Source organism: Stenotrophomonas sp. YJH_SMC_94-11 (genome assembly GCF_059370435.1).
Genome location: NZ_JCAFTR010000005.1, coordinates 160,007 through 172,049, shown reverse-complemented (window position 1 = coordinate 172,049; position 12,043 = coordinate 160,007). Strand labels below are relative to the sequence as shown.

The window sequence follows — 12,043 nt, the reverse complement described above, 5'->3', positions numbered from 1 at the left end:
GGGTCAGATCCCTTCTGCCGCAGCAGAGGAGATCTGCGCCCCCCTTGGCTGGAAACCGTGACGTCCCGGCTTGCCGCTGTCACGTCGCAGGCCGCAAGATGCGGGCCGGTCCGGGGAGTCCGAGTGCATGAGCGTGGCGGTGCGAGGAAAGTCTGCGCGTGGATGGGGGCTGGCGGCCGTGCTGCTGCTGGCCGTGGCGGGGTGCCGCGAGTCTGCCAACGATCCGGCCAGGCCGGCGGCCGAGCCGGTGGCTGCGGTACAGGCGATGGCGTTGCGCCTGGCCGAGGATGATCTGGTCGGCTACGCAAAGCTGTCGGTGCCGCCGGGCCAGTACCAACGCCTGCAGCAGGCCTGGGCGGAGGGCCACAGCCAGTGGCCGCTGACCGAACTGCCGCTGGGTGACCAGCTGCTGCCGATGCTGGCCGCGCTGCGCAAGCCCGATGCCAGCACCGAACTGCAGCGCAGCTTCGATCGCCAGCTGGCTGGCCAGGCCGGCGCCGTGCGCCAGGCCGCACAGTCGATGGGCAACTTCGGCGTGCAGTACCTGCGCCACCAGAAGGGCTACACGCCCAGCCAGCAGGCCCACTACATCGCCCTGGTCGAGACCCTGGCGGGGTGGGCGCAGGCTGCCCCGATCAGCGACCGCGCACGTGCCCGCAGCACCATCGCCGCGCTGGTCGGCGCCGCCAGCAAGGTCGGCTTCGATGATGAAGCCGGCCTGCAGGCGGCCGGCATGGAAGGCAGCCTGCAGCAGCTGGCGCCGTTCATCCACACCCTCAAGGCGGTGCTGGGCAGCTACGGACTCGGCGTGGACGATGCGCTGCGCAGCGTGCGCGGCGAACTGCTGTCGGTGCAGGGCGACAATGCGCTGGTGCGCCTGCACTACGACCTGGCCGGTCGCGAGATGACCCTGCAGCTGCCACTGAGCCGGCGCGAGGGCCACTGGTACTTGACCCGCACCTTGGCCGACACCGACGCGCTGCTGCGCAAGGCCGATGCGGCCCGCGCGGCTGCGTCGCCAGCACCGGCTGAAGCCCCCGCCGAGGGTGGGGAAGCGGCAATGCCACCGCCTAAGCCATAATGGCGCCGATGTCGAAACAGAACCCGCTGCCGTTCCCCGGCGAAGAATCCCAGTCGACGCCCGCCGATACGGTGCCGGCGTCTCCCTCGACCGGTACCGGCCCGAACCCGGTACCGCCGCCCGCGCACGCGCGTCCGGCCGGACGCCGTCCACTGTGGGCCCGCCTGCTCGGTCGCCTGGTCGAGCCGTGGCTGTCGCTGAAGATCGAACCGGAAGACCCGGGCCAGTACAACGATGGCCGCCCGGTCATGTACGTGCTGGAAGACTACGGCCTGTCCAACGCGCTGATCCTGGACAAGGCCTGCCGCCAGGCCGGCCTGCCGTCGCCGCTGGTGCCGCTGGCCGGTGATCCGACCGGCCGCAAGCGCGCCTATCTGGCGCTGTCGCGGCGCAGCTCCAGCAACTCGCTGATTCCCGAGCAGCGCGGCGCCAAGACCCACTCCGATTCGCTGGCCAAGGTCCTGCAGGCGCACCGCGTGCGCGACGACCTGGATGTGCACCTGGTGCCGGTGTCGATCTTCGTCGGCCGCGCGCCGGACAAGCAGAGCGGCTGGTTCGCGGTGCTGTTCTCGGAAAACTGGGCGCTGGTGGGCCGCTTCCGCCGCCTGCTGGGGCTGCTGCTGAACGGGCGCAATACCATCGTGCGCTTCGCTCCGCCGATCTCGCTGCGCAGCACCGTCGACGAAGGCCTGGAGCCGGAGCGCACGGTGCGCAAGCTGCAGCGCGTGCTGCGCACCCATTTCCGCCGCATCCGTGAATCGGTGATCGGCCCGGACCTGTCGACCCGGCGCCTGCTGGTGGACCAGGTGCTGGCCGCCGAGCCGGTCCGCGAAGCGATCGCCGCACAGGCCAAGCGCGACAACTCGAAGCCGGCCGATGCCTGGAAGAAGGCGCACGCCTACGCCTGGGAAATCGCTGCGGACTATTCCAGCCCGGTGGTGCGCTCGGCCAGCTTCATGCTCAGCCACGTGTGGAACCGCATCTATGCGGGCGTGCTGGTGCACCACCTGGACAAGTTCAAGGCCGCCGCGCCGGGCCACGAAGTGGTCTACGTGCCCAGCCACCGCAGCCACATGGACTACCTGCTGCTGTCCTACCTGCTGTACGACCGTGGCATCGTGCCGCCGCACATCGTGGCCGGCATCAACCTGAACCTGCCGGTGGTCGGCACCCTGCTGCGCAAGGGCGGTGCGTTCTTCATCCGCCGTTCGATCCGTGGCAATGCGCTGTACTCTGCGGTGCTCAGTGAGTACGTCGCGCAGCTGGTGGCCGGTGGCTATTCGCTGGAGTACTTCGTCGAAGGCGGCCGCTCGCGTACCGGGCGCCTGCTGCAGCCCAAGGGCGGCATGATCTCGATGACGCTGCGTGCATTCCTGCGCCAGCCGCGCAAGCCGGTCCTGTTCCAGCCCATCTACATCGGCTACGAGAAGCTGATGGAGGGCGGCAGCTACCTGGACGAACTGTCCGGCCGGCCGAAGGAAAAGGAGTCGATCTGGTCGCTGCTGTGGGGCATCCCCAAGGTGCTCAAGCAGAACTACGGCCAGGTGGTGGTGAACTTCGGCGAGCCGATCGCGCTGAACGATGTGCTGGCCGAGAAGGCCCCGGAGTGGAAGGGCGAGGCGGTGCCCGAGGACGAGAAGCCGGCCTGGCTGTCGACCACGGTGGATACGCTGGCCGAACGCATCCAGGTGCGCATCAACGGCGCTGCCGACGTCAACCCCATCAACCTGCTGGCGCTGGCCCTGCTGTCCACGCCGAAGCACGCGATGGGCGAGGCCGACCTGATCGCGCAGATCGAGCTGTGCAAGACGCTGCTGGTCGAGATGCCGTACTCGGACCGGGTGACGGTGACCCCGCACTCGCCGGAGCGGATCATCGCCCATGCCGAGGAGATCAACGTCCTCACCCGCATCAAGCACCCGCTCGGCGATGTGCTCAGCGTCAGCGGCGACACCGCGGTGCTGCTCAGCTACTTCCGCAACAACGTGGTGCACCTGTTCACCGCCTCGTCGTGGGTGGCCTGCTGCTTCCAGAACAACCGCCGCATGAGCCGTACCGGCCTGGTCCAGCTGGGCCGCACGGTGTACCCGTTCCTGCAGGCCGAGCTGTTCCTGCCGTGGAGCGAGTACGAGTTCGCGCAGCGCATTGACCGCACCATCGATGTGTTCGTGCGCGAAGGCCTGCTGCAGAACGTCAACGATGACGACGGCGGCATCCTCGCGCGCAACACCGGGCAGACCGACGAGGTGTTCCGCCTGCGGGCGATCGGCCATTCGCTGCAGCAGGCGTTCGAGCGCTACTACATCGCCATTTCGGTGCTGGTGAAGAACGGCCCGGGCGTGCTCGGTGCGGCCGAGCTGGAAAGCCTGTGCCAGCAGGCCGCGCAGCGCCTGAGCCTGCTCTATGCGCCGGCCGCTCCCGAGTTCTTCGACAAGGCCCTGTTCCGCGGCTTCATCCAGAAGCTGCGCGAACTGCGCCTGGTGTGGCCGGACGAGAACAGCAAGCTGCTGTTCGACGAACGCCTGGATGCCTGGGCCAAGGACGCCAAGTTCATCCTGGGGCGCGAGCTGCGCCACACCATCGAGCGGGTCAGCCCGGAAGCAGCGCGCCCGGACGAGCCTGCGCCGCAGGATTGAAGGTCGCGCCGGACAATGCGGTGGGTGCGGACCTTGGTCCGCACACTTCCACCCGTGCCAACCAAGGTTGGCACCTACCGGAGAGGGAGGCCAACCAAGGTTGGCACCCACCCGGACCCGGCTCAGGCCGGCTCGTCGGGAATCTGCAGGCTTTCCAGCCTGGCGATGCAGTCCTTCAGCTGCAGCTTGCGCCGCTTCAGGCGCTTGGCTTCCAGTTCGTCCTCGCCGTTGGCCGCCATGCGGGTGATCTGTTCATCCAGCAGGCGGTGCTCGGCGCGCAGGGCGGCGAGGTGCTCGACGATCTCGGCGGGGCTGTAGGTATCCACAGCCTCCGAGCATACACAGCGTTGATGACTGCCGGGAGAGGGGAAACCCGATCCCCGGCCGGGGCGGCTCCGAGCCGTTAGAATGGAACCCATGAGTGCCGTGATTTCCCTTCCCGATCCCCAGCCGCGCGCCGCCCGCGATCCACGCGTGGCCGAGCGCGAGCAGCACAAGCTGGCCAAGCGCCTGCGCCGCCAGGTCGGCGAGGCGATTGCCGACTTCGGCATGATCGAGGCCGGCGACAAGGTCATGGTCTGCCTGTCCGGCGGCAAGGACAGCTACACCCTGCTGGACGTACTGCTGCAGCTGCAGAAGAAGGCGCCGGTGCCGTTCGAGCTGGTGGCGGTGAACCTGGACCAGAAGCAGCCGGGCTTCCCCGAGCACATCCTGCCGGAGTACCTGGCAGGGCTGGGCGTGCCGTACCACATCATCGAGCAGGACACCTATTCGGTGGTCAGCCGGGTCATCCCGGAGGGCAAGACGATGTGTTCGCTGTGCTCACGCCTGCGTCGTGGCGCGCTGTACAACTACGCCGAGACTCACGGGTTCACCAAGATCGCGCTGGGCCATCACCGCGACGACATGGTGGCCACGTTCTTCATGAACCTGTTCCACCACGCCAAGCTGGCGGGCATGCCGCCGAAGCTGCGCAGCGACGACGGCAGGCACGTGGTGATCCGGCCGCTGGCCTACGTGCGCGAGAGCGACATCGTCGACTACGCGCAGGCACGCCAGTTCCCGATCATTCCCTGCAACCTGTGCGGCAGCCAGGAGAACCTGCAGCGCCGCCAGGTCGGCCTGATGCTCAAGCAGTGGGAAAAGGACCATCCGGGCCGCATCGAGCAGATCGCGCGCGCCATGGGTGAAGTCCGGCCCTCGCAGCTGGCCGACACCACCCTGTTCGACTTCATGGCGCTGGGCCGTCGCGACGACACGCCGCTGCCCGACGCCCATGCCTGGCTGGCCGGCTCCCGGGCCGATGCCGACGCAGATCCCGAGACGCCCACCGTTTAAGGTCGGTCGCCCTTCCTCTTCGCCATCCGGAATTCCATGTTCTTTCGCAACCTGACGTTCTTCCGTTTCCCGACCACCACCGATTTTTCCGAAGTCGATACCCTGCTGCCGCACGCCGTGCTCAAGCCTGTTGGCGCGCTGGAAATGAATTCGCGCGGCTTCATTTCGCCGTTCGGCCGCGAGGAGAAGGAACTGCTGTCCCACCGCATCGCCGAACACCTGTGGCTGACCGTGGGCGGCGAGGACAAGATCCTGCCGGCGGCGGTGGTCAACGACCTGCTCGAGCGCAAGCTGGAAGAGATCGAGGAGAAGGAAGGGCGGCGCCCGGGTGGCCGCGAGCGCAAGCGCATGAAGGACGACCTGCTGCATGAACTGCTGCCGCGCGCCTTCGTGAAGTCCTCGCGCAACGACGCCTTCATCGACCTGCAGCACGGCTACGTGGCGGTGGATACCTCCAGCCGCAAGACCGGCGAATACTTCATGTCCGACATCCGCGGGTTGCTCGGCAGCTTCCCGGCGATGCCGCTGAACGCCGAAGTCGCGCCGCGCTCGATCCTGACCGGCTGGATCGCCGGAGAGCCGCTGCCGACCGGGCTGAGCCTGGGCGAAGAGTGCGAGATGAAGGATCCGGTCGAAGGCGGCGCGGTGGTCAAGTGCCAGCACCAGGAACTGCGCTGCGACGAGATCGACAAGCACCTGGACGCCGGCAAGCAGGTGACCAAGCTGGCGCTGATCTTCGAGGACAACCTGTCCTTCGTGATCGGCGACGACCTGATCGTGCGCAAGCTGAAGTTCCTCGACGGCGCCCTGGACCAGCTGGAGCATGCCGACGAAGACGGCCGCCGTGCCGAGTTCGATGCCCGCTTCGCCCTGCAGAGCGCCGAGATCCGCCGCCTGTTCCTGTTGCTGGAAGAAGCGTTCAAGCTCAGCAAGGCTGACTGAACAGGCAGCTCGACGGTCGCCGGTCATCCGGCGGCCCGAAGCAGCGCTATGCTGGGCGCATGAGCCGTCTGCTGCGCCGCCTGATCACGCCGACCCCGCCCGCCACCGTACAGCGCGACACCGTTCGCCTGCGCCTGGAGGATGCCGAGATCGAGGTGCTGCGCGTGCGCGATCCGCGCGCGCGCCGCATCAAGCTGAGCGTGGACGAGCGTGGCGCGCGGTTGACGTTACCACCGCGCGCAAGCCTGGTAATGGGCGAGCGCTTCCTGGAACAGCACCGCGACTGGCTGGCGCTGCAGCTGCGGCAGTACCAGGGGCAGGGCCTGCCGGCACCGCTGCAGCCCGGCGAAGACGGCGTGCTGCCATTGCGCGGTGAACTGTTGCCGCTGCGCTGGCAGGAAGGCCGCTACGCGCGGCTGGAGATCGACGCGCACGGTGCCTGCGTGCAGTGGCCGACCCGTGGTGGCGACGCCACCCTGCGCCGCCTGCTGCGCGAGTTCTATGAAGCGCAGACCCGCGCCGACGTCGGCCGCTGGCTGCCGAAGTACCTGCCCACCCTGCCGCGCGCTCCCAGCCGCCTGCGCCTGAAGGTGATGTCCTCGCAGTGGGGCTCGCTGGCCCCCGATGGCAGCATGGCCCTGGACCTGGCCCTGGTGCTGGGTCGTCCGGAAGCGTTCGAGTACGTGCTGGTGCACGAACTCTGCCACCTGATCCAACCGAATCATTCGGCCGCGTTCTGGCATGAAGTCGAACAACGTTTCCCTGCTTGGCGCGAGCAGCGCGACTACTTCCAGCTGGAAGGTCGGCGACTGAAGGCGATGCTTCGCCAGCTGTTGTAGAGCCGAGCCGATGCTCGGCTGAAGCGCGTGGCGCGGGGTTCCAGTCATCACGTTGAAGAGCAGCCGAGCATGGCTCGGCTCTACAGAAGAGCGCGCGCAGCGCGCGACCCGCTCCTGCTCTTCCTTCTTTCTTCCGTGGTGGGCACACCGGAAACTGTCGAAGGACGGGATGGGTGGGATTGCGGGGGTGTCCGCGGCATGGATGCCGCGGCCAAGCCCCCAGGGACGGGTTCACGGCGTCCCCCGCAATTCCACCCATCCCGGCCAACCTCATGATCGTGCAGCCCCCACCCACCACGAGGGGCGCAGCCGTTGGCCGAAACCCTCACCCCGCCCGCAATGCCGCCGCGGCAGCCCAGCGTGCCGCCACCCGCGGCGCGGTGAGGCACACCGCCTGGTCGGTCACTGTCGTCACCGCGCGCTCCAGCAGCTGGATATCGGCCTCGTGCTGGCGTGCCACATGCGGGTCCTCGAAGAAGATCGCGCGCTGGCAGCGCCCCTCCAGCACACGGTCGGCAATCTGCGCATCGCCGCCCATCGGGCCACTCTGGTAGCGCGTCACCCACGGCGTATCGCTGGGCCAGCCGCGGCTCCAGGCCAGTTCGTTCAAGCGCTGGCCGGTGGTGCCGGTCGCCACGCGCTCGCCGAACCGTGCCAGCACATCGAAGTGCTCGTCGGCGAAGGCCAGCATCGCCGGCTTCATCGCGTCGTGCGCGATCAGCGCCAGCGTCTGGTGCTGGAAGGCATGCAGATCGTCGGCACCGGTATCGGCAGCCAGCCCGGCGTGGATGCGTTCCACCTCGATCCAGTCGCGCGCAGTGGCCACCGTTGAAATGAACGGCTTGCCGTGGATCACGCACTGCCGCTTGAGCGCGGTTGCCTCCGGAAACACCGAGGAAGGATCGACCGGGTCGATCAGGTAGATCGCACCGTCCAGGGTGCGATCCGGCCCCATGCCAACCACTTCGGCCACCAGTTTCATCAGGCCACCCTCGCGCCCGTAGGGGTAGCGGTGCAGGCCGCCGTAGCCGGCCAGGAAGCCCTGCCGTTCGATCGCATCGTGGGTGCGCCCGACCGCGTGCAGCGATACGCCCAGTTCACGCAGCCCGGCCTCGCTGGCACGCAGCCAGCGGAACAGCGCGGCGCGCGCATCGTGGTGATGGAGACGGTTGGCGGCCAGGCCGATACGCATCGAGCGCTCCGTAGGGACGGGTAGAAGCGGCAGTGTATGTCGGCATTCGCCGATAGGGATGTTTTTCGAATTTTTCTCATTGTCGCGGAAGCGCGCCTCGCTAGCGTGGCTGGCAGCGGTACCGCTGCGCGGCCGTGGTTCCTGCCCGCGAAATGAGGATGTCTACCGTGAATGTCGCCGGCCGCCGCGCCGTCGCCGCTGTCATGGCATCGCTGTTGCTGCCCGGCATCGCTGCTGCGTCCGGCTGTGCGAGTCCACTGCAGGTGGCATGGCGTTCCGATCGGCCGCCGCTGTCATACAGCGCGCAGGGCGACCTTGCGGGGTTGGCTGCGGATTACCTGCCGCTGCTGGGCCCGCAGGCGGTGCAGCATGCGCGGCCGTTGCCCGCAGCGGTGCTCACTGATGACCCGCTGCCGGCTGGCACCCAGGTGCTGCTGGGCTGGCCGCGCGCACAGCTGCCGACCGGCTGGGTGGCCAGCAGCCCCTACCTGGAAGTGCCACAGGTGATCGTGCGGCGCGAGGGTGCAGCGGCAGTGCTGGGGTTGGAGGGACTGCGTGGCCGCAGCGTGGCCAGCCCGGACCGGCTGCCGCTGGACGCATTGCTGGCCGAACAGGCCCCGGGTGCGCAGCTGCTGGCACCGGCGCCGCTGGACCACGCGCTGTCACTGCTGCGCGCCGGGCTGGTCGATGCCGTGGTGGCCAATCTCGCCGAAGTCGAAGCCGCGCTTCGCGCCGTGCCGGGTGACCCTCTGGTGATCGCAGCACCCGCTGGCTTCGGCGATGCACTGGTGCTGGCCGCCGTACCGGCCTGTGCCGCGGTGGTCGCTGCCTTCGACCGGGAGCTGCAGCGGGAGGGCGATGCGCGTCGGGCATCGGTTCGCAGTGCCTGGCTGCCGGAACTGCCACGTGCGCGTCCGGCCGGTTCGGCACTGCGCTGGCTGGTGCCGGTGTCGCTGATCCTGCTCGCGCTCATACTGCTGCATGCCTTCGGCTACTGGCGCGTGCATCGCGAGAGCGTGCGTCGCCGGGTGCTGGAGCAGCGCTTGCATGAAGTCACCGCGAACCTGCCGGCGGTGGTCTACCAGGCGCGCCGTTCGGCAACCGGCCACTACAGCCTGGCGCAGATCGCCGGCGACGTGCAGGCGCTGTTCGGCGTAGCCGTGGAGACTGAGCGGATCGACCATCTGCAGCTGCTGGCGGCCGTGCATGCCGGTGACCGCAGCCGGGTGATGGCGAGCATCGAAGCGGCCGCGCTCGTGCGCGGTCCGATCGACGTTACCTTCCGCACCCGGTCGGCACAGGGCTGGCGCTGGGTCCGATCACAGGGACGACCGTTGCCGTGCGATGACAGCAGCGTGGAGTGGAGCGGCTACTGGATGGACGTCAGCGAAGCCCAGGCGCGTGCAACGGCGTTGGCCGAGGCGCGCCGCGCGGCCGAGCAGGCGGCGCTGGCCAAGGGCCATTTCCTGGCGACCATGAGCCACGAGATCCGCACGCCGATGAGCACCCTGCTGGGCATGCTGGAGCGGCTGGCCGGCACGGACCTGGATGCGGACCAGCGGCAGGTGCTGACCACCGTGGGTGAGGCTGCGCAGATGCTGCGGCAGATCCTCGACGATGTGCTGCACAGCCAGCGCCTGCAGCCGGCGCCCCTGCAGCTGCGTCCGACCGATCTGGCGGCGCTGGTGCGCGCGGTGCAGCAGCTGTTGATGCCCGTCGCGGCCAGCCGCGGGCTGCACCTGTGCAGCGAGATCGACCCGACGTTGCAGCCCTGGTCGCTGGCTGACGGGCTGCGCCTGCGGCAGGTCCTGTTCAACCTGGCCGGCAACGCGCTGAAGTTCACCCTGCAGGGAAGCGTGGTGTTGCAGGTCCACGTGCTGCAGCAGCGCGACGGCGGCCAGCAACTGCGCCTGCAGGTGACCGACACCGGCGTGGGCATCAGCGTGGAACGGCAACAGGCGGTGTTTGCCGCCTACGAGCAGGCCGAGGCGTCGACCACGCGCCGTTTCGGCGGCAGTGGCCTGGGGCTGTCGATCTGCCGCGAGCTGGCGACGTCGATGGGCGGGCATCTGCACCTGCGCAGCGTGCCCGGCAAGGGCACCACTGTGTGGCTGGAGCTGGACCTGGCGGCCTGTGCGGCCCCCGCTGCGGGACCGGCGATGGCACGGCCCGCGCTACGACCGTTGCCGCCGGCGCGGGTGCTGGTGGCCGAGGATCATCCGACCAACCTGCAGTTGCTGGCACAACGCCTGTGCGAGCTGGGACTGCAGGTGCACGCCTGTAGCGACGGCCTGCAGGCATGGGAGGCCTGGCAGGTGCAACCGTTCGACCTGGTCATCACCGACTGCCATATGCCGCACATGGATGGCTTCGCGCTGGCCCGGGCGATCCGTAGCGATACCCGCGCTGCCCATGCTCCGGTGCCGATCATTGCGTTGACCGCCAGCGTGCTGGAACGCACGCGCGAGGCCTGCCGTGAGGCGGGCATCGACCATTTCCTGGCCAAGCCGCTGGAGGCGCACGAACTGCGCGCGCTGCTGCAACTGCTGCTGTTGCCGGACTCAGTGCGCCAGTAGGCGGACGATGCTGGCAGCGGCGTCGCGGCCTTCGGCCACCGCGGTTACCACGAGATCGGCACCACGCACCGCGTCGCCACCGGCGAACAGGCGTGGATGCGCGGTCTGGAACGGTAGGCGGTCCTTGCCACCGGCGAGGATGCGGCCATTGGGCTGGGCTTCCACCCCCAGTTCCGCCAGCCACGCCGGCACGCTCGGCGAGAAGCCGAAGGCGATGATCACCACGTCTGCCTCCAACAGCGACTCACTGCCTTCGATCGGCACCGCGTTCTGGCGGCCATTGGCATCGGGCTCGCCCAGCCGGGTCTCGACCACGGTCACGCCGATCACCTCGTCGTCGGCGCCGGCTTCGATCGACAGCGGCTGCCGGTTGAACAGGAAGCGCACCCCTTCCTCGCGTGCATTGGCGACTTCGCGCGCGCTGCCGGGCATGTTGGCTTCGTCGCGGCGATAGGCGCAGGTGACCTTGGCCGCGCCCAGCCGCACCGCACTGCGCACGCAGTCCATGCCGGTATCGCCACCGCCCAGAACCACCACGCGCTTGCCGTTGAGGTCGGGCAGGGCGATGGTGTCTTCCCAGCCGGCGATCGGCCGGCCCTTCGGATCATCGCCGCCGACGATGCGGCTGTTCTGCACCAGGAACGGCAGCGCCGGCAGCACGCCCTTCAGGTCCTGGCCGACCAGGCCACCATCGGTATAGCGGTAGGCGCCGGTGCCGATGAACACGGCATCGTGGCTGTCCAGCAACTGCTGCACGCTGACATCACGGCCGATCTCCACGCCGAGGCGGAACTGCACGCCCATGCCTTCCAGTACGTCACGGCGGCGATGGATCACGTCCTTGTCCAGCTTGAAGCTGGGAATGCCGAACTGCAGCAGGCCACCGATCTGCTCGTAGCGGTCGTAGACCACGGCGGCAATGCCGGCGCGTGCCAGGCGGTCGGCACAGGCCAGCCCGGCCGGGCCGGCACCAATCACCGCCACACTGTGGCCGGTCGGCTGCACCGCGCCCAGGTCCGGACGCCAGCCACTGGCCAGTGCGGTATCGACGATGTACTTCTCCACCGCGCCGATGGTGACCGCGCCGAATTCCTCCAGCGTGCAGCTGCCTTCGCACAGCCGATCCTGCGGGCAGACCCGGCCGCATACTTCCGGCAGCGGGTTGGTGCTGTGGCACAGCGTGGCGGCCTCGTGGATGCGGTTTTCCTGCACCAGCTGCAGCCACTGCGGAATGGCGTTGTGCACCGGGCACTTCCAGCTGCAGTACGGGTTGCCGCAGTCCAGGCAGCGGCCCGCCTGGTACTGGGCGTCTTCCTTGCCGAACTTGCCGTACAGCTCGCCCCAGTCGCCGGACGTGCGCAGTTCCACCGGGATGCGCTGCGGCATGGTGCGGGGCAGGTCGAGGAACTGGAAGGCGTGCTTGCGGCTCATGGCGGACT

Annotated in this window: 9 protein-coding genes; 6 read left to right on the top strand and 3 right to left on the bottom strand. The window is 68.7% G+C overall.

Annotated elements, in window-relative coordinates; translation table 11 throughout:
- Positions 1–127: 127 nt before the first annotated feature.
- Positions 128–1,081 carry a hypothetical protein gene (locus AC5P74_RS11190; protein WP_329842729.1) on the top strand — a complete coding sequence of 318 codons (954 nt, stop codon included), beginning with the start codon at positions 128–130 and terminating at the stop codon, positions 1,079–1,081.
- Positions 1,081–3,717: a glycerol-3-phosphate 1-O-acyltransferase PlsB gene (gene plsB / locus AC5P74_RS11185; protein ID WP_346607616.1), complete on the top strand. Its 2,637-nt coding sequence runs from the start codon at positions 1,081–1,083 to the stop codon at positions 3,715–3,717. Before AC5P74_RS11190 ends, plsB begins: the two co-directional genes overlap by 1 nt.
- A gap of 122 nt (positions 3,718–3,839) precedes the next feature.
- Here the strand turns inward: plsB and AC5P74_RS11180 are convergent, their stop codons facing one another.
- Positions 3,840–4,043, bottom strand: coding sequence for a YdcH family protein (locus AC5P74_RS11180; protein ID WP_005421068.1), 204 nt, complete (start codon positions 4,041–4,043; stop codon positions 3,840–3,842).
- Between the two features lie 91 nt (positions 4,044–4,134).
- On the opposite strand from AC5P74_RS11180, the gene ttcA reads away from it, so the two are divergent.
- Genes ttcA through AC5P74_RS11165 form a run of 3 tightly spaced genes read left to right on the top strand, consistent with a single transcriptional unit; the run spans position 4,135 to position 6,836 of the window.
- Positions 4,135–5,055, top strand: a complete 921-nt coding sequence (ttcA, locus tag AC5P74_RS11175; protein ID WP_495204921.1) for a tRNA 2-thiocytidine(32) synthetase TtcA — start codon at positions 4,135–4,137, stop codon at positions 5,053–5,055.
- Between the two features lie 36 nt (positions 5,056–5,091).
- Positions 5,092–5,997: a recombination-associated protein RdgC gene (locus tag AC5P74_RS11170; protein ID WP_005421064.1), complete on the top strand. Its 906-nt coding sequence runs from the start codon at positions 5,092–5,094 to the stop codon at positions 5,995–5,997.
- Positions 5,998–6,056: 59 nt separating this feature from the next.
- Positions 6,057–6,836, top strand: a complete 780-nt coding sequence (locus AC5P74_RS11165; protein WP_005421062.1) for a M48 family metallopeptidase — start codon at positions 6,057–6,059, stop codon at positions 6,834–6,836.
- Positions 6,837–7,161: 325 nt separating this feature from the next.
- Here AC5P74_RS11165 and AC5P74_RS11160 read toward each other — a convergent pair whose 3' ends face one another.
- Positions 7,162–8,028: a methylglyoxal synthase gene (locus AC5P74_RS11160; RefSeq protein ID WP_206619816.1), complete on the bottom strand. Its 867-nt coding sequence runs from the start codon at positions 8,026–8,028 to the stop codon at positions 7,162–7,164.
- Between the two features lie 167 nt (positions 8,029–8,195).
- Between AC5P74_RS11160 and AC5P74_RS11155 the strand changes: the two genes are divergently transcribed.
- Positions 8,196–10,604 (top strand): ATP-binding protein, encoded by a 2,409-nt coding sequence (locus AC5P74_RS11155; RefSeq protein WP_346607626.1) that lies wholly within the window; start codon positions 8,196–8,198, stop codon positions 10,602–10,604.
- On the opposite strand, the gene AC5P74_RS11150 is transcribed toward AC5P74_RS11155, so the two are convergent.
- Complete coding sequence (locus AC5P74_RS11150) at positions 10,590–12,035, bottom strand: FAD-dependent oxidoreductase (protein ID WP_005421057.1); 1,446 nt, start codon at positions 12,033–12,035, stop codon at positions 10,590–10,592. The genes AC5P74_RS11155 and AC5P74_RS11150 overlap by 15 nt on opposite strands.
- Positions 12,036–12,043 lie beyond the last annotated feature (8 nt).